The organism is Acidobacteriota bacterium (assembly GCA_016196065.1).
Taxonomy (GTDB): Bacteria; Acidobacteriota; Terriglobia; order Terriglobales; family Acidobacteriaceae; genus Acidiflorens.
The window spans coordinates 662,445-680,641 of sequence record JACPYL010000010.1; the positions used below are offsets into that span (position 1 = coordinate 662,445).

An 18,197-nucleotide genomic window follows, 5' to 3' on the forward strand; every position below is an offset into this window, starting at 1 on the left:
TCCGTCTATCGGTGACCCTTTTTCAACGGAGTGCGAATGAAGCGGTTTCTGTGGCTGTGCGTGATTGTGATTTTGTTCCTGATTTGTACGGGATGCGGCGACACTTTCCGTCCGGTGATTATTCCTAATCCGCCGAAATTTCCCGATCCCCGTGCCGCCCATTCGGTGGTGGCAATCAGCGACAACAATACCAACGGATCGCAGAGCGATCGCGGCAGCGTTACGGCGATCAACGTTTCCGGCGATACGGAGGTGGGAGTGGCCGATGTCGGCTTGGCTCCCGTCCACGCAGTGCAGCAGACCGCGAACCAGGTCCTGGTGGTCAATCATTCCGTGACCGGGGCAATCGGCGACTCACTGACGAGAGTCACATTCTTCGGAACCCAGATTGCGAATACGAATACGATTGCCTTGCCGCCGGACTCCGCACCGAATTTCGTCGCGAGCACGGAGTCGGGTACGGCCTACGTTACGCTACCCAACTTTGTGCCCGACCCGATCAACAACCCAGGCGTCGTTGTACCCTCGTTGGCCGTGGTCAACACTGCGACCAGCACAGTCGCGACGATTCCCGTGGGAGCCAGTCCGGTCGCAGTCGTTGAAACTCAAGATGCGAAGAAGATTTACGTGGCCAACAATGGCGATGGCACCATCAGCAACTTCAACACGATTGACCGGTCGCCCAGAAACCAAACTCCAATCGCGCTGAGTTCGGCGCCGCTTTGGATGGTCTCGCGTTCGGATAGCCAGCGCGTCTACGCATTGGAGGCGAACGGTTCCCTGGCGACATTAGACACGACAGCCACCGCCGGGCCTGACACTGTGACCGAATCGAGTGTTACGGCAGCCGGCGCGAAGTACATGGTGTACGACGGCCATTTGAACCGCTTGTACATACCTTCGGGCGCGGGGAATGTGCCTCAATTGGCGATCGTTGACGTGTCCTCGTCGCAACCACCGGCTCCGCTAGTGGTTTCGATCCCAACCGTTCCACCTTCCGCGCGCGGCGCACAGGATCCGTGTGCAGCCACCGCCACAACTCCGCTGAATGTTGTGTCGGTGGCAGTTCTGCCCGATGGCAGCCGCATTTACGTCGGATCTTATTACGTCGATTCCGCGAGCAATATCTGTCCGCAAGTCACCGTGATCAATACTTCGAGCCACACCATCAAGACCGCGACGGCGGTCCCAGGATTCACGAGCTTGTTTCCTTCATCGCCCCCAATATGCGGGACGACAGCCTTCCGCTTCACGATGGCCGCGGGCGGAGACAGTTCTCGCGTCTATCTCGCAAGCTGCGACGCGGGCAATGTCAATGTGGTGGATACCTCGACCGATACCTACTTGCTGAATCTGAAAGCTCCCGCAAGTTCGCGGCCGCCGAATAGTGACAACCAGCCGCCGCCTCAAAATCCGGTGTGGTTGATTGCGGGGCCGTAGGGGACGAAGCTGGCCTGCACCCAGAAGAAGATCATTCCCGTCAATCATTGTGCTCTTTGCATTCACTTGCGCACGATTTCATGGTGCGCTCAAAACGAATCGTCAGACTTCGCTTGCGCTGAAGACCTCCGCCCCAGCGACGAAGTCACTGGTGCTGGATGTGTCCGGGGAGAAAACGTGTCCAGAAAATCGATGGTGGTCTATCTATCCGCATTAGCTGTCGTGCTGTTTTCCGCGCTGGCGAACGCGCAGAGCGCCGGTGACGCGAAGATCAAAGTTCTCCGCTTTGCGGGTCCGTCCGCAGCGGGGATTCTTTTTCAAGGCCAGCCTTCGCTTGTCCACGTGGGAGAGCGACTCGGCGAATGGACGCTGATGGAGATTGCCAGCGACGCGAAGGGGGTGCCCGCTTCCGCCATTCTGGAAGATTTCACGAGCCAGACGGGACATCTGCTGGTCGTCGATCTGCGGGGAGTACGGCTCGATTTGCCGAAATCTCTCGAGTCAACTTCGGAAGATCCGGCCAAGCTCTACCTCGGGCACACACTTGCCGAGATTATGAATAGCGCTTCCGACCTGTTGGGCGATCAGATTTTGGCGAAGAGGGGCGATCCTGACTACGAGGAGATCGCTGGAATTTTTGCTCCGATTCGCAAGATGCAGACATACAGTTTCGTGGGCACTCCTGAATCCATCGACAAGATCGGCTTCCAGTATGGTGGGCGCACACCTGAATTCGATCCCGCTCCGTACTACCCGCCGATCAACGAGATTCGCCGGCAGGGAAAAGTATGGGACGGCCTGGTGGGCGGTTACTTGCCGGTTGTGCGGTTCGTTTATCCGGAGTCTCCCGGCAATTGGACGGAGATGATTTCCTTCGCGCCGTTGCGAATTTCAAACGGCAACAACCGCATTCAACCCGCCTGGTACCGGATCGTGCACGTCGAAGACGGCGCGATGAAATGGGTTCACTACATCGACTCGTACCATCCCTTCCCGCCACGAACGGAATACGATGCCAAGGTTTTCTACCGCGACCTAGTGGATCTGCACGACGGATGGCAGCGGATGCTGGCGCCGGGGATGAAGATTGATGTCCCCGATGAGCGCGTCGGCAACATGGCGCGGTTCGCCCTCGTGCGGGACATGATGACGCGAGTCGCCGACTTTCCGAAATATGGCGTGGTCGACAAGGACTATGCGGGCAGCGAGCACGACGGGTTCCCGGACACATTCAACGTCGACACGGCGGCCATGCTGGAATGGGGACTGATCGATCGAGCGGGGCGCTATATCGACAACTATTTCGGAGAGTTCGTCCGCGACGATGGGTCCATCCTCTACCGCGGCCCGGAAACAGGGCAGTACGGGCGGATGCTGACGGTGCTCGCGCAATTTGCGAACTATGGCGGCGACCCGGCTCTGCTCATCAAGCGCAGGAGCCGCATCGATGGCGTGACGAAACTTTTGCTTGGCCTGCGGGAGAAAGCGAAGCAGTTGCCGAAGAGCGATCCCGCCTACGGAATGATCGCGGGATGGAGCGAGGCTGACGCATGCCTTGATGCCGATCCGCCGCGCTACATGCAACCCTATTTCTCGAACAGCACAGAAGCAGCGCGGGGATTCCGGGATCTTGGACAAGTGTGGGTCAAGATCGGACAGCAGACCAAGAACGAAGAGTTGAGCGCATGGGGCAAACGCCTGGTTGCGGAATCGAAGGAATTGCAGGCCGACATCCAGAATGCGATCACGAAGTCGTATCTGAAAGTGGATGGCGAGACCATTCTGCCCTCCATTGCGGGAGTGAAGGAACCGTTCCACGTGGTCGTGCCGCGCGATAATTCAGACCCGCAGTTTCGTTCCTACCGAGCGTATATGGAGATGTTGCACTCCGGCATCCTGTCCAAAGATGAAGTGGCGTCGATTGTGCAGTACCGCTCGAAACATCACGACGTAATTCTGGGAGTGCCGACCGCATACGGTTACAAGACTGGCGCGATGGCCGGCTTCCTGTCCTATGGCTATGCTTACGGGTTGATCCAGCACGACATGACTCGCGAAGCGTTGCTGTTGATGTATTCCGTGATGGCGCATCAGTTCACGCGCGGCACGTGGACCGCGCCCGAGACGCGTCCAGTCTTCGACGAGAGTCCGGCCGCTCCATATTGCACGCCCGCACAGTTAGCGGTCGCGATGATGACGCGATGGATCCTGGTCTTTGAAGATCCGATGGCAGAGACACTCTGGCTCGGGAAAGCGATCCCGAGGCAGTGGTTCGAAGACGGCAAGAAGATTTCTGTATCGGGAGCACCGACACGCTGGGGAAAAATCGGATTGTCGATGGAGTCGCATCTGAAGCAAGGCGAGATCGTGGCAACAATCGACCTGCCGAAAAATCAGTTTGGAGCGACGACGAAATTGCGGCTGCGAACGCCAGGCCAACGACAGTTGAAGTCGGTAACTCTGAATGGCAAGACGTGGACTGAATTTGATCCAGCGCAGGAGAGCATTACGATTCCGGCGGGGAGTACGGGAGTGGTCAAGATCGTGGCAAGGTACTAGCAAGCATCAACGGCGGACCACGGGTAAAGAAGAAATTGGCAGGCGAGAGCGAACCACGAACCACTAGCCACTAATCACGAACCACTGATTTGTCACCCGGCGACGGCGTGTTCCGCGACTCCGCTGGGGTGATAGCGCAGGGCGACATTCATGAAGACGGTCCCGCTGGTGGTATTGAAGCACATCACGAGGGCTTCTGTGTCTTCGCTGCTTTTGGTGCCGTGCTCGGTCGTGAGCATGTGCGGGGGATGAACGCGGAAGTGGAATCCCTGGTCGTTCAATGTGGTGACCGCGTTGCCGATAATCTGGTTGGCAAGTTCGCAGACGGTTTCGCGGACCAGGTCGTTGGTCTGGGGCAACTCCTCGCCGGCCATGCAACTGGCTACTTTCACGGCCACTTCGGGGGCCAGGTCAAAAATGATGCGGCCTTCGATGTCGCCGGTCAGGCAGATTTCGGCGGCCACGCCCCGGCGTCGATAAGCCTCTTCTTCCATACTGAGGTTTTCGACGGACGTAGGACCTTGCAGTCCCTGGGCGAGGACCGCATCCGCCGAGTTGATGAACGGCTGGATCAGCTCCATGCGCATCGGACTAGGCTCCTGCTCCAGCGGTGCGGGCTGCAGCCCCATCATCCTTCATGACGTACTTGATCACTTCATACAGGACTTCGGGCTTCACCGGCTTCTGCACGAAATGCCGTGCGCCGCGCTGCAATGCGGCGACGATATTTTCCTGGTAGCCGACGGAAGAGACCATCACGATGCGCGCATCGGGATGCTCGCGGACGATTTTTTCCGCCGCCTCAATGCCTTCCATCTGCGGCATAGTGATATCCATGAGAACGATGTCGGGCGAGACCCGATCGTATTCGCTGATGGCGGTTATTCCGTCTCCGGCCTCGCCTGCGATTTGTCCGCCAAATGACTCCACCATGCGGGCAAGATTCTTGCGGGCGAAAACAGAGTCGTCCACAATCAGGTAGCGAACGGGTTGTCCGTCTTCGCTCCGTTTTACGGGCGCAAACTGTTCCATGACACTTCTCCCCTCCTAAGCAATATCACGGGATATCCACCTTTCGGTAGGTAACCCTAGTTACTTCCGGCACTAGTCGTCCGGCCATGACCCGAGTCTGCCTTGGTCCGTTCGGGCGCGCTTTGTGCTTGTAAGGTATTCGGTAAGTCTTCCAGGTGAACGACCCTGGTTACAAAACCCCTGTCAATGGCCGCTTTTGGCATGCCATAGACCACGCAGGACTCTTCGCTCTGCGCGATTGTGACCCCTCCGGCAGCCCGTACTGCGCCCAGACCGGATGCCCCATCGTCGCCCATTCCCGTCATGATTACAGCGACGCCTTGCGAGCCAAACTCTTCCGCCATGCTGCGAAACAACACGTCTACCGAAGGGCGATGCCCATTGACGGGCGCGTCTTCGGTCAAAATGACGACGTTTCCCAATGGCAGTTTCTTTACCTTGATATGCCGGTTGCCCGGGCAGATCAGGACGCGTCCCGCCAGCAGCAGGTCGCCGGATTGGGCTTCCTTGACGCGAATCGCACAGGTTTCATCGAGCCGCTTGGCAAACATCTCGGTAAAGCCGTCCGGCATGTGCTGGACGACCAGGATGCTGCCTGGAAATTCCGCCGGAAGTTGTGAGAAAAGAAATTGCAGTGCGTTCGGCCCGCCTGTGGAAACTCCGATCGCAATGACGCGCGAGGGTGCGCCGGTTCGAGCCGACCCTGCCTTCTGACCACGTTGTAACCCCTCGGGCACCTGACGGGCGCGAAAGCTCTTGCTCTGGGCTGCAGCTTTGATCTTGCCGATCAGTTCGTTGGCGATCTCAGGCATGCGCGCCGATACGTCGGCGGGTTTGGCAACAAAGTCGAACGCGCCGAGCCCCAACGCTTTTAGGGTGATCGATGCACCTGCGGTGCTGTGCGAGCTGACCACAATTACGGGAAGCCGCCAGCGCCGCATGATTTCTTTCAGCGTGTCGATGCCATTCAGGCCCGGCATTTCCAGATCGAGCGTGATGACATGAGGCGACAACTCTTCAATTTTCTTCAGGCCAAAGTTTCCGTCCATGGCCGTGCCAACGACTTCGATGGAGTCGTCGCGTTCCAGGATCTTCGGAATCAGCTTGCGCATGAGTGCGGAGTCGTCCACTACCAGCACGCGTACGGGATTGCTCATGCGTGCCCTCCCGCCGTGTGGTGCGCCTGCGGTGCAATTTTGGGCACGGTTCGCAGCAAACCTGCAAGCCGGCTGTCGGCTGCCCGGCCGCCCGCCTTGGTGAAGCGTTCCACCAGCGCGAGCAGGTTGAGGATCAGGACCACGCGGCCATCGCCGAGAATCGACGCGCCACTGATCAGGTCGGTTGCAATCGACTGGTCGTCGATCGCCTTGATGACGAGTTCTTCTTCGCCTACCAGGTCGTCGACGATCAAGCCAAACTTGCGGTCGCCGCTACTGGTGACGAGCACAAAGATCTTGTCTCTCGCGGAGGCAGTCCCCGGTTGCGGGGGTGCTCCCAGGCGCAAGAGCGGCAGCACCTGATTGCGCAGTTGCAGCACTTCGTAATTCTCGACTTGATGGACCTGGTCTTCCGTGGTGCGGGTAATCTCTACCACCGAGTTCAATGAAATCGCGTAGAGCCTCTGCTCCACTTTAAACAGCAGCGCTTTGATAATGGCCAGCGTGAGCGGCAGACGCAGCCGGAAGGTGGTGCCGCGGCCCGCTTCGGTTTCGATCTGTACCGTGCCCTTCAAGCGTTCCATCACGCTATGCACGACGTCCAGACCAACTCCGCGACCTGAAAGCTCCGTGATTTCGGCTGCCGTGCTGAAGCCGGGGCGAAGAATGAGTTCGACCGTCTGCGCATCGCTGAGTATGGTTGCTTCTTCCGCAGTCAGCAGACCCTGCGAGAGCGCACGCTGGCGCACTTTGGTGATTTCAATGCCGTGTCCATCGTCAGAGACTTCGATCACGACCTGGTTGCCCTGGTGATACGCGTTCAGGCGCAGCGTTCCCTGCCCACGTTTCCCAGCGCGCACGCGCTCTTCGGAAGTTTCGATGCCGTGTCCGATGGCATTGCGCACTAAGTGAGTGAGCGGTTCGGCGAGTGCATCGAGAATGCGCTTGTCGAGATCGGTGTCGGCACCCTTCACAACGAGTTCAATATCTTTCCCGCACTGCCGGGCGACGTCGCGCACGACGCGTGGAAAGCGGCGGAAAAGTTGTTCGACCGGAACCATGCGGATTTTCATCACCGAGCGTTGCAGATCGTTCAGCGCGCGCGCCTGAAAGGCCATGACATCGGAAAACTTGCCGCGGAGATCGTCCTTCGGAAAGCGCTCTCCAAATTCGTTCAAGGTCTGCTGCCACATCGATTTTGCGAGGATGAGTTCGCCGACCAGGTTGAGTACAGTATCGATCTTTTCGGCATCGACTCGCAGCGTGTTGTCGGTGGTCGGAGAGGCGACTGTCGCCGCCGATTCCTCGGACGGGACATGCGTCGCAACTTCCCGCGACGGTGCGGCCGCCGGGCCCTCGGTCTCCGGTTCCGGAGAAGCCACCGCGGGGGTGCCAGAGGAAACTTTTCCTTTCCAGAGCACGACCTTGGCACTTTGCGCGATGGTCGGAATCCGGCATTTAGCTCGAATCACTTCGGCGGATTTTTCCGAAGCCAGTGCAATCTCCAACTGGCTGACGACCGCCTCTTTCTCGGGATAGATGGCCAGCACTTCTCCTAAAGAAGACAGTGCCACCTGGATGAGCTGGCGGGCAGCGATGGGCATGGCGCATTGCGCATCGAGCTGCACGCGAATGTGGTATACGCGCCGGCCTTCGCTGACTGCGCGATCGATGGTGACTTGTTCGTATTCTGACCAGGGCGTGACCGTCACCACTCGCTTGCTGGGCTTCTTTTCAGCCGCCTTGGCTGCGCTGGGATGTGCCAATCGGGCAATCTCGGCGCGCAACGGTCCGATATCGGGAGTCTTCTTCTGATTTCGATAGGCTTCCAGCAACGCGACAAAAACGTCAGCCGCGCGCAGGGCGACGTCGGGCACGAATGGATTGGCCTCAGGGTTTTCCAGGGTCAGGACATCTTCGAATTCGTGTGCCAGTTCGCTGAGTTCGTTGAACCCGCAGGCCGCCGCGTCTCCCTTGAGAGTGTGGACCGTCCGCCGGATGCCGCGCAGCGTTTCCGCGTCGCCTGGCGACTTCTCGAGCACCAGCGCCTGCTCGTTGAGAGCCTGGACGAGTTCCCCGGCACTCTCAAAAAACAAGTCGTGCAGCTCGGACATCCGGTCATCGGGGGGAGACGTCACCCATTCACCTCAATGCGTTGGTAAGCGGTTCCCGCGTTGTGGTGCACCATCTGGAACTTTTCACTCAGTCCGCGCAGGGTCTCCGCGTGGCCGACAAAAAGGTATCCTTGCGGGTTCAGACAGCGATAGAACTTTTCCACCAGCCGCTTCTGTTCCGCTTCGTCGAAGTACATCATTACGTTGCGGCAGAAAATCACATCGTTGCGCTGGGGCAGATATTCGGTCTTGAGATTGTGAAAGTCGAAGTGGATTAGTTCTTTTAATCCCTTCTTGATTACGTAGCGGTCGCCTACTTTGTCGAAGTAGCGCAGCCGGGAACCATAGTCCACTGTCGACATCTGGTGTTCGTTGTAAAAGCCTTCCTGGGCGGCGCGCAGGACGGAATAGCTGATGTCGCTGGCGAGGATCTCCAGACGCCACGGCGCCGGAATCAACGGCTTCGGGAAAGTGTTTTCGTGCGCGATGGGATTGCGCAGATGGTAATAAGCAAGCGCGTCCGCGATCATCATCGCCATCGTGTACGGCTCTTGTCCGGTGGAGCATCCCGCGCTCCAGAGGCGAAGGCTGTAGTCATGGCGTTCGTGCTTACGCCGCAGAATGTCTTCCAGAGCGTCCCGCTGGAACAGTTCAAGCTGGGCCTTGTTGCGGAAGAAGCTGGTTTCGTTGACGGTCAGGTTTTCCAGCAGAATGGCCAATTCCGCCTTGCCCTGTTGGCTGATCAATAACCGGTAGTAGCTGTAGAAAGAATCGAGCTGGCATTCTTTCAGGCGCCGTTGCAGGCGGTCCTCAAGAAAATGAGTGCGCCGCTCGTCGAAATGCATGCCACATTCCTGGTAGATCAGCGCCTGCAACAGCTTCAGTTCGGACTCCGTGAGCAAAGGCGCTTCGCTTGTATTCATGATTGGTCGCGTGCCAGTGTTATTTTTTCCCGGCGACTGCGCTTTGCGCCGCCGCTTTGCCGGTAGTGCCAACTGCGGTGTCCGATGCCGATTCCGGAGTAGCGGTCTGCCGGAATTCCAATATCTTTCCTACGTCGAGCAGGATGATGAGCCGTCCCAGGTATTTCCCCAGCCCGGTTACGCAGTCCAACCCGCCTTCCTGCATCATGCCAGGGGCAGGTTCGATTTCGGATTCGGGAATCTTGATGACTTCGGAGGCCTCGTCCACGATCATTCCGGCCAGTCGCCCTTTGTGTTCGACCACCAGAATCCGGCTGCGACGGTGCAGAGGAGTCGCACTCTTACCGAAGCGTTTATGCAGGTCGAGTACGGAAACGATCTTGCCGCGCAGGTTGATGACTCCCTCCATGTAAGCGGGAGCATCCGGCACGGCCGTAATTTCTGGTACGCGCACGATTTCGTGCAGGGACGCGATGGGTATGCCGTAGGTTTCGCGTCCTACTCGGAAACCTACGACTTGGGTTTCCCGGCTCATAGGCTACTGGCGCCCTCCAGCGGTGGCATGGCGGGCCGCGCCCCGGGACATGCTGGACGTGCCTTCACCCGGCCGTAATGAAAAAGTATCCATCGAGCCGAGCAGGTCGCGCGACATCTTTGACATCTGTTCCGCCGAAGCGGCCAGTTCTGTCGAACCCGAAGTCGAGTTCTGCACAAGTTCCCGCATGCGTTCCATGGCTTTCACGACCGCTTGTGCTCCCGAAGCCTGTTCTTCGACCGCGGAATTGATTTCGTGCGTAATCTCGTTCAGGCGAGTGGTGGCACGGGCAATCTGCGACGAACCATGCGACTGTTCGTTGGTGGCGGCGCCGATTTCCTGCGCAAACTTGTAAACCTCGGTGACGACGTTCGAAATCTTGCGCAGTGCACCGTTGAGGTCTTGTCCCAGATTCAAGCCTTCGTTCACGATCGCGGTGCTCTTTTCCATGTTGTCGACCGCGCGTCGTGCTTCTTTCTGGATGCTCTGGATCAATTCCGAAATTTCCTTCGTGGACTGAGCCGACTTCTCTGCCAGCTTGCGTACTTCATCGGCCACAACGGCAAATCCAAGCCCATGCTCACCGGCGCGAGCTGCTTCGATGGCGGCATTCAACGCCAGCAGGTTGGTTTGTTCGGCGAGATCGTCGATCACCTCGACAATCTTGCCGATGTTGTCGGCGCGCGAACCCAGTGCGTCGATGATTTCGCCCGAGGAACGAATCGTAGTGTTGATACGGTTCAAACCATCGGTGGCTTTTTCCATGGTCCCAATCCCGCTATGGACTTCTTCGCGAGAACGGTTGGAGATGTCGAGCAGCACTTTGGCTGTGTCCGCGACCCGTTGGATCGAGGTCACCATCTGATCGATGGACGCAGAAGTCTCGCTGACACTGGACGCCTGCGTCTGCGTGCTCTTCACCATGTTCTGCACGTTAACGCTCATCTCGTGCATGGTGCTGGTGACTTCATCGATTGCGGAAGAAGTCTGCAGACTGTTCTTGGCCGATTCGTCGGACGCGCCGGCGACCTGCGTAGAGGCGCTGGCGACCTGGGAAGCGGCGTCGCGCACATTGCGCACCAGTCCCCGAAGGCCGTCCACCATCTTTGTAAAGGCATTGCCGAGCGTGTCATTGGCCGAACGAGGTTGGACGTCGACGGTGAGGTTTCCACCCGCGATGGCCTCGGATACGGCTGCCATTTCACGCAAGTACTTGACCATGGTGTCAAAGGTGCGAGCCAGTTGCCCGATTTCATCCTGTCCCTTGACGTCAATGTTATGTTCCAGATCGCCGGAATCGCCGATCTGCTGGGCCACGTGGATGAGGCGATTGAGCGGATCCGTGATTCCTTTCGAAGTGCGGTAGGCAATCATCGTCCCGACGCCGAGAGCGACCAATGCGATGAGCAGAGTGATGGCGACCGTGAATGTGGCCTGCCATTCGTCCGAGCGGCGACGCTCTTCCAACAGCTTGAGGTTGAATTGATCAACCTGGTCGAGCACTTCGCTGGAGCGCGACACCCACGAGCCGGGATCCTTCTGCAAATAGAAGATCTGCAGTTCGGCGACGGTGGCATTGCCGCTGTCCACTTGACGGCGCTTTTCCACCAGTGGAGTCGCGAATTCATTGCCCCAACCCTGCTCGAACTGCTGTACCTTCTCGAGGCTCGAGCGTTGTTGGTCGTTGGTCGCGAGACCCTGGGCACGACGCAGAGCGTCCGTCAGACGGCGGATGCCGTCATTCATCTTCTCCACGTCGCGCGTGTCACCGCTCAACAGGTAGTTCTGGAGATGGAGACGGTTCTGCATCATTTCGAAGCGGACCGTGGACGTGGCCTGCGTCATGTCCATGGAGTGTTGCGCGGCGGTCTTAGTTTCGTGCTCGCGCCACACGGCAAACAGAATTACCATCGCTAAAATCAGGACGGTCGCGAGAACGCCTCCGAAACTCAGGTAAAGCTTTTTTCCAATGTTCATACGCTTTTCATCCTCTGCCCGGGGGCAGCGAGCGGGAATCGATTTTTCATCTACTGGGTTGGATCAAAGTGGAATTCCACAATTCCGGTGGTTTCTTCGGTAGCGCTTTCAAATCGCCATTTGCGAACTGCATCGAGCGCGGAGTTGGCGAGAATGGGATGACCGCCGACCAGTTTGCTGTTCTTCACGGTACCGTTTTTATCGACCGTGACCTGGACCTTCACCACCCCGGTGATATTCATGCGTCGCGCCAGTTCGGGATAGAGTGGCGAAACCCTGCTCTTTACCTTGCGGGTGATTTCCTGCTGATCTTGCCCAAGGGCAAAAGACGAACCGACAGTACTTAGCGCCATGATCAGTGATAGGCCCATGACCAGGCGATGAACTCGGCTTCGTAAAAGCACGCATTCCTCCCTAATTCTGATTCCACTACGAGCCTAAGTTTGTCATGGAGTATTCCAGTGGGAACCCAAAAGTTCTTCGGAATGATTACTTTAGTGATGGGCGTAAGTCGTTCAGTCGTGGATGCTTAGCACCGCGATGTCATTCCGCGTTCGACGGCGGCGCGCACGGAAGCGTCGGGCGTCGATGCCGCTTTTGGGAACTGGTCATTGTGAGACGCGGCCGCGGCGCTTCATTTTCGAGGTTTCCCACTTTGACACCTTCACCGCTGTATTCGCTTGACTCAATTTGAGAATACAGCGTAGCTTTGATAAGTAATTCAATTGTTTTCAATCGCTTAGATGACGGATGGTGCTAACCGTTGAGTCAACCCGGTAATTCGACTCTGGCCTCCGGCCCGTCATCTCATTCTGATGAGACATTTCAGAAACTCTTGCTAGATCTGTCTCATGCTGCGTTTCAGGGAAGCGATGCCAGTCAAGTAATTCAGCTGTTTTGCCGATCGGCACGCGAGTTCTTTCGCGCGAGCGGAGTGTATTTTTGGCGCCGTTCTCCGGAAGGTGGACTGGTTGGAGCGGAAGCGGACGGGTACGGGGCAGAACGCTTTCGGAATATGCGTTTGCAGCCGGGGGATGCATCGATTGCCATGGAAGCGGTGCAGTATCGGCGGACCGTTTTCGTCAACGACATGGATATGGCGCGTTATCCAAGTCTCGCCGAATATCAGGCGCGAGCAGTGTTGGCTTCGCCGCTGCTGGTTTCGGGAGAGATCATTGGAGCGGTTGCGTTTCTCCATGACACGTCCGAGATCCGTTTCGATGACGACGCGGCCGCGAAGGCCACGATTCTGGCGGCTCAGTTGGGGACCGCCCTGGAAGCTCATCGCCTGAACCTGGTATCTCAGGAAGAACATCGCCGCACCATGATCCTGGCGGAACTCGCGACCTCCCTCCATGGGTTGCCGGACACATCCGCAGTACTGGAAGGTGTCGCCGACCGGTTGCGCGTCTTGCTGCACTCTCCAGCGGTCCTCGTCTTCGTGCATCAGGAAGGATTGTTCCGGTTGCAGGCCGTCTCCGCCGAGATGGCGTCGTTGGCGCACGCGATTCGGGCTCGCGATCAGGAGAACAATTTGCAGTCGGCGATCGAAGTCGCGAACCGGGCTGCCACAGCCGGAGAGCGGATCACGATCAGTATCGATGGAGTGTCCCATCTGGGAGAGGGTGGAGCGTCGGGCGAGCTGATCGCTTCTCCGTTTCGGACTTCCCGCTCCCAGGGAGCGATTCTGGTATATCCGCGGACCGCCTCTCCTTTTACCAACGAAGAGATGATGCTGGTGACTGCGCTGGCGGGATTTGGCGCGGTTGCAATTGCGAATGCCGAACTGTATGTCATGGCTCGCGCGCAGGCGCAGGAACTGCATCAGATCCTGGAGATTTCAGTAGAACTCGGTGCCGCCGGCAAACTCGCCCAGTTCATGGAAACATTTGTCACCCGGGCGTCGAGCTTTCTCGGATTCCGGCGTTGTTTCATCGGTGTGCTCGAAGGCGATAGCTTCCGCATTCGCTGGGGAGCCGAGGATGGGCGGACGCGCCCGGTGGAAATTGTGCTTCCGGAAGGTGTGGCCACGCGCACGCTTCGTAACAAGCAGGTGTTTCTCACGGAAGACGCATCGCTGGTTCCGGGCGCAAATTTCGAGTTTGTCAGTACTTTCAAAATTCGCCAACTCCTGGCCGTGCCGCTGCTGGGGTCAACCGGCGAGGTGCTGGGAATGTTTGGCATGCTTGATCGCGTGCAGCGCGGGCATATCCCGGAAGAAGATGTACGCCGTGCGCAGGCACTGGCAGCCCAAGCCGCGATCGCATTTGAACTGACTGCGAATCTGCACCAGTCAGAGCAGCACCGCCGCCGCGCAGAATCGCTGGTTGCGCTCGCGCTGGAACTGAATACCGTACTGCATTTGCCGGAGTTTCGGCGTAATTTCGCGCGTCGCGCGGTCGACCTTCTGGGCGGTCGCGCGGTCGCTCTCAGCCTGTTTCAAGGTGCAACGCAGGAGACCGTGCTGCTGCAAGGCGCCTCCGAGGTCGAGGATAAGTCTCTGTTGCGCCGCTTTAACCTGGCGATCGGCGGCGCGCTCTCCAGCAACGAAAGTGATGTCGTCTTCCGGTCGGCGGGCGATCTGCTCGGCGCCTCGCTCGCTTCCAGTCTGGGATGGGCCGATTGCACGCTGGTGCGTCTGGCAGGATCTTCCGGAGAACTGATCGGCGTCTTGTGTCTGGCGGACCGGGGCGTAACGCCGACGGCAGAAGATCAACAGTTGCTGCGCGCGGTTGCCAGCCATGCCAGCATCGCGCTGGAAAATGCCTGTCTGTTTACCCGCATGGAACAGGCCAACCGCCACTGGGTAGAAGTCTTCGACGCGATCAGCGACTTTATCGTTGTGCACGACGAATCGCATGTCATCTTGCGAGTGAATCGATCGCTGGCGGACTTCGTCGGGATCGCGCCCGAACAACTCATCGGCGTCAGCATGAGCGCCCTCGAAGCGCTCCCCCTGAGCAGTTCCCGTGCGTGTCCGTTCTGCCGGACCGGCGACGGTATTGATGAGTACGTGCACAATATTCAGGACCGCACGTATCTGATCGCGACCTCGCGCATTCATGCCGCCGCCAGTGCACAGATGCAGACCGTGCACGTATTGAAGGACATCACGGACCGGCGCGAGGCCGAGCAGCGCTATCGCGAACTGTTCGACAATATCCAGGAAGGGATTTACTTCTCCACTCCCGAGGGCCGCTTCGTGGAGGTGAACGACGCGATGGTCCGCATTCTCGGCTACAGCAGCCGGGAGGAGTTGCTGCAAGTCGACATTCCCAGCGCGATTTACTTCTATCCGGAGCGGCGTAAGGAAATATCCACGACCCTGGTGGTTGACGGCAGGATGTACAACCACGAAGAAATCCTGCGCCGAAAAGATGGATCGCCGGTGCACGTCCTTATCAATTGCTTTTCGGTGCGGGATGAGCGCGGCATCATCCAACAATATCGAGGATTGCTGCTCGACGTCAGTGGCCTGCGCCATTCACAAACCGAATTGCAGCGCGAGCGCGATTTTTCCAGCAAGATCCTCAGCCACACCCAGAGCCTGATTCTCGTGACCGACACACTGGGGACGATCAGTTACGCCAATCGACGCTGGGGCGGACTCGGATTCGAGCAGGCCCAGCTTCTGGGGCATTCCTTCACCGAACTCACTGCGCCGGCGCGGCAATCCGCATTGTGTGAAGCGTTGGCCTCCGTGTCGCGGGGCCAGCAGGTGGACAACTTCGAAATGCAACTGCTCCGCGGGGATGGACAGCTCGGCCAATTTTCCGTGAATCTGAGTCCCATCAGTGGCGACGACGGCCGTGTCAGCAGCATTGTGGTCGTCATGACCGATGTGACCGATTCCGCCATGTTGCAATCGAAGCTGATCCACACCGAAAAAATGGCGGCGGTTGGGCAACTGGTATCCGGCGTCGCGCACGAAGTGAACAATCCCCTGACGGCGATCCTGGGTTTTGCCGATCTGCTGGTCGAACGTACCGACCTGCCGGACAGCGCACGCCGCGATCTGCGGGTGATTTTGCAGGAAGCGCAGCGCACCAAACAAATTGTCCAGAACCTGCTCAGCTTTGCCCGCCAGATGCCGGCGCAACGGCGGCATGTGCAGTTGAATGCAATCCTGCGCCGCACACTCCAGTTACGGGCGTATGACTTCCTGTCGCATGGCGTTGAGATTCTCGAGCAACTCGACGAATCGTTGCCGGAAGTAGTTGGCGATGCGCAGCAGTTGCAGCAGGTATTCCTCAATATTATGAACAACGCGCACGATGCGGTCCGCGAAACCGGCCGTCCGCCGCGCATCGAGATCATGAGCACGCGGAATGGGCAGCAGGTGGAAGTATCGTTCCGGGATAACGGTCCCGGAATTGCCAATCCCGATCGAATCTTTGATCCGTTCTTTACGACGAAAGAAGTAGGGAAGGGAACGGGCCTCGGCCTGAGCATTTGTTACGGAATCGTCCGCGAACATGGCGGCGAAATCGTGTGTCACAACAATCCGGACTCTGACGGAGCGACCTTTGTGGTGCGCCTGTCGGCGGCGCCGGAAGCGGCTAGCTTTGGAGCTGTGGCTGGAGTTCAACCCAAATGACCCATACAGGAACCAAACCCGCGTCCGCGCCGGTGCTTCTCATAGAAGACGAGCCGGCAGTCATGGCCTACGTCTGTGCCGCCCTCGAACGCAGCGGCTATCAGGTGGTCACGGCTGCTTCCGGCGCAGAGGCGCTGCGGATGCTGGCTCATGGCGATTTCCAGGGAATCGTGTCGGACATGCGGACACCGGGTGGCGTAGACGGCGCTCAGGTCCACGAGTGGCTCGCGGGCCACAGGCCGGAATTGGCCGGTAAAGTGGTGTTCATTACCGGTGACATTGCCAACGAAGAAACCGTCGCTGTTCTGCAAAAGACGGGCGCGCCGTGCGTGGAAAAACCGTTTCGAGTCCAGCAATTTATTTCCGTGGTCGAGAGGACGATGGGTCGCGCGTCATGAGTGAGCAGTACCGAGTCCGATTGCTCGTGGTGGACGACGAGCAGAGCATCCGCAAACTCTGCATGACCGTCGGCGAGTCGCTGGGTTTTGTCTGCAGCGAAGCCGAGAGCGGAGAAGCCGCGCTCGCCCTGCTTGAAGAGCAGCCCGCCCACATGGTCCTCACCGACATGGTGATGCCGAGAATGTCGGGACTCGAATTTCTCGAACAAGTGAAGCGCATGCTGCCGCGCACCGAAGTGGCTTTGATGACCGGGCACGGATCGATTGAAACCGCCGTGCAGGCGATGAAACTGGGCGCCTACGATTACATCTCCAAGCCTTTTGCGCCGCTCGATGAACTACGTCTCTTCCTGCGCCGCATGGCCGACAAAGTAAGGCTGGAAGAAGAGAACCAGTATCTGCGCGATCGCTCGGAAACTGAAACCGCCGTGCATGGCATTATTGGGAATTCCGTTGGCATCCAGCATGTGCTGCGACTGATCTCGCGACTCAAGGACACGCGCACGCCTGTTTTGATTTCCGGCGAGAGTGGAACAGGGAAAGAGCTGGTCGCGCGCGCGTTGCACTATCGTGGAAGCCTGGCGAGCCGTCCATTTGTTGCGGTCGATTGCGGATCGCTGGTCCCCACCTTGATCGAAAGCGAATTGTTCGGATACGAAAAAGGCGCGTTCACTGGCGCGTTGCGATCGAAGCAAGGGCTACTTCAGTCCGCCGACACCGGTACCATCTTCCTCGATGAAATTGGAGAGCTTCCGCTGGAGATGCAGGCGAAGCTGTTGCGCTTCCTGCAAGAAAAGGAAGTGCGCCCAGTCGGCAGCAACGAGAAAGTCAAAGTGGACGTTCGCATCATGGCCGCCACCAATCGCGACCTGGAAGTGGAATACAAGAAGGGGACTTTCCGCAAAGATCTCTATTTCCGGTTGAATGTCGTGACGATTCATCTGCCTCCGTTGCGCGAGCGCCGCTCCGACATTCCCATTCTCGCGAACTGGTTCCTGGAGCGCCTCGCGCCCGGACGCAATGCCTCTGTCAGCGGCGCCGCGATGAAAGCACTGCTTGCGTATGACTGGCCCGGCAATGTCCGCGAACTGGAGAATTGCCTGGAAAGAGCAGTCGCACTCGGAGACCAGCAGCGCATCGACCTCAACGACTTGCCGCCCACGATCGCCCACGCCGAAGAATTGGGGATCGCTCCCGAGAAGCCCGCACGCTTTGATATCTCTGCATCCGGAGATCCCACTACCGATCTCGAAGACATCGAGCGCGCGACCATCGAGCGCGTCTTCGTGCAAGTCAACGGCGACAAAGCCCTCGCCGGAAAAATGCTCGGCATCAGCCGCGCTACGCTCTACCGCAAACTCAAGAGATATAACATCGGGTTGCGAGAAGAAGAAGCGGGGACGCAGACGCTGCAGTAAGAATCCTCCTGGCGGAAATTCCATTCTTGCCTGAAACGATAGACCTG

General features: G+C 58.3%; 13 protein-coding genes. 5 read left to right on the forward strand and 8 right to left on the reverse strand.

The annotated features are described in order from the left end of the window. Positions 1-36: 36 nt before the first annotated feature. Both HY010_06180 and HY010_06185 read left to right on the forward strand, forming a co-directional pair. Complete coding sequence (locus HY010_06180) at positions 37-1,440, forward strand: hypothetical protein (GenBank protein ID MBI3475299.1); 1,404 nt, start codon at positions 37-39, stop codon at positions 1,438-1,440. A gap of 177 nt (positions 1,441-1,617) precedes the next feature. Continuing rightward, on the forward strand, positions 1,618-3,999 hold the full coding sequence (locus HY010_06185) for a hypothetical protein (GenBank protein MBI3475300.1): 2,382 nt from the start codon (positions 1,618-1,620) through the stop codon (positions 3,997-3,999). Positions 4,000-4,091: 92 nt separating this feature from the next. Here the strand turns inward: HY010_06185 and HY010_06190 are convergent, their stop codons facing one another. The 8 genes from HY010_06190 to HY010_06225 are packed head-to-tail and all read right to left on the reverse strand — an operon-like array spanning position 4,092 to position 12,108. After that, positions 4,092-4,586: a chemotaxis protein CheX gene (locus tag HY010_06190; protein MBI3475301.1), complete on the reverse strand. Its 495-nt coding sequence runs from the start codon at positions 4,584-4,586 to the stop codon at positions 4,092-4,094. Between the two features lie 4 nt (positions 4,587-4,590). Then, entirely contained in the window at positions 4,591-5,031 is a 441-nt protein-coding gene (locus HY010_06195; GenBank protein MBI3475302.1) for a response regulator, read from the reverse strand. Between the two features lie 56 nt (positions 5,032-5,087). After that, positions 5,088-6,188, reverse strand: a complete 1,101-nt coding sequence (locus HY010_06200) for a chemotaxis response regulator protein-glutamate methylesterase (GenBank protein ID MBI3475303.1) — start codon at positions 6,186-6,188, stop codon at positions 5,088-5,090. Next, a complete protein-coding gene (locus HY010_06205) occupies positions 6,185-8,302 on the reverse strand; it encodes a chemotaxis protein CheA (GenBank protein ID MBI3475304.1) in 2,118 nt (705 codons plus the stop codon). The genes HY010_06200 and HY010_06205 overlap by 4 nt, the downstream gene beginning before the upstream one ends. Before the next feature lie 20 nt (positions 8,303-8,322). Continuing rightward, positions 8,323-9,225, reverse strand: a complete 903-nt coding sequence (locus HY010_06210; GenBank protein MBI3475305.1) for a methyltransferase domain-containing protein — start codon at positions 9,223-9,225, stop codon at positions 8,323-8,325. 19 nt (positions 9,226-9,244) lie between these two features. After that, positions 9,245-9,760, reverse strand: a complete 516-nt coding sequence (locus HY010_06215; GenBank protein ID MBI3475306.1) for a chemotaxis protein CheW — start codon at positions 9,758-9,760, stop codon at positions 9,245-9,247. A gap of 3 nt (positions 9,761-9,763) precedes the next feature. After that, positions 9,764-11,737, reverse strand: a complete 1,974-nt coding sequence (locus tag HY010_06220) for a HAMP domain-containing protein (GenBank protein MBI3475307.1) — start codon at positions 11,735-11,737, stop codon at positions 9,764-9,766. Positions 11,738-11,787: 50 nt separating this feature from the next. Continuing rightward, the gene (locus HY010_06225; GenBank protein MBI3475308.1) at positions 11,788-12,108 is read right to left on the reverse strand and encodes an energy transducer TonB; all 321 of its coding nucleotides are present in this window, start codon (positions 12,106-12,108) and stop codon (positions 11,788-11,790) included. A gap of 464 nt (positions 12,109-12,572) precedes the next feature. On the opposite strand from HY010_06225, the gene HY010_06230 reads away from it, so the two are divergent. Genes HY010_06230 through HY010_06240 form a run of 3 tightly spaced genes read left to right on the forward strand, consistent with a single transcriptional unit; the run spans position 12,573 to position 18,150 of the window. Next, entirely contained in the window at positions 12,573-16,334 is a 3,762-nt protein-coding gene (locus HY010_06230; GenBank protein MBI3475309.1) for a PAS domain S-box protein, read from the forward strand. Further along, complete coding sequence (locus tag HY010_06235) at positions 16,331-16,732, forward strand: response regulator (GenBank protein ID MBI3475310.1); 402 nt, start codon at positions 16,331-16,333, stop codon at positions 16,730-16,732. The genes HY010_06230 and HY010_06235 overlap by 4 nt, the downstream gene beginning before the upstream one ends. Further along, positions 16,729-18,150 carry a sigma-54-dependent Fis family transcriptional regulator gene (locus tag HY010_06240; protein ID MBI3475311.1) on the forward strand — a complete coding sequence of 474 codons (1,422 nt, stop codon included), beginning with the start codon at positions 16,729-16,731 and terminating at the stop codon, positions 18,148-18,150. Before HY010_06235 ends, HY010_06240 begins: the two co-directional genes overlap by 4 nt. The last annotated feature ends 47 nt before the right edge of the window (positions 18,151-18,197 follow it).

What these genes read in the sequence shown, in the direction of transcription:
- HY010_06215 (MBI3475306.1), bottom strand. Translation starts at nt 9,760, where the DNA reads ATGAGCCGGGAAACCCAAGTCGTAGGTTTCCGAGTAGGACGCGAAACC.
- HY010_06220 (MBI3475307.1), bottom strand. Translation starts at nt 11,737, where the DNA reads ATGAACATTGGAAAAAAGCTTTACCTGAGTTTCGGAGGCGTTCTCGCG.
- HY010_06235 (MBI3475310.1), top strand. Translation starts at nt 16,331, where the DNA reads ATGACCCATACAGGAACCAAACCCGCGTCCGCGCCGGTGCTTCTCATA.
- HY010_06210 (MBI3475305.1), bottom strand. Translation starts at nt 9,225, where the DNA reads ATGAATACAAGCGAAGCGCCTTTGCTCACGGAGTCCGAACTGAAGCTG.
- HY010_06190 (MBI3475301.1), bottom strand. Translation starts at nt 4,586, where the DNA reads ATGCGCATGGAGCTGATCCAGCCGTTCATCAACTCGGCGGATGCGGTC.
- HY010_06200 (MBI3475303.1), bottom strand. Translation starts at nt 6,188, where the DNA reads ATGAGCAATCCCGTACGCGTGCTGGTAGTGGACGACTCCGCACTCATG.
- HY010_06195 (MBI3475302.1), bottom strand. Translation starts at nt 5,031, where the DNA reads ATGGAACAGTTTGCGCCCGTAAAACGGAGCGAAGACGGACAACCCGTT.
- HY010_06240 (MBI3475311.1), top strand. Translation starts at nt 16,729, where the DNA reads ATGAGTGAGCAGTACCGAGTCCGATTGCTCGTGGTGGACGACGAGCAG.
- HY010_06205 (MBI3475304.1), bottom strand. Translation starts at nt 8,302, where the DNA reads ATGTCCGAGCTGCACGACTTGTTTTTTGAGAGTGCCGGGGAACTCGTC.
- HY010_06180 (MBI3475299.1), top strand. Translation starts at nt 37, where the DNA reads ATGAAGCGGTTTCTGTGGCTGTGCGTGATTGTGATTTTGTTCCTGATT.
- HY010_06225 (MBI3475308.1), bottom strand. Translation starts at nt 12,108, where the DNA reads ATGGGCCTATCACTGATCATGGCGCTAAGTACTGTCGGTTCGTCTTTT.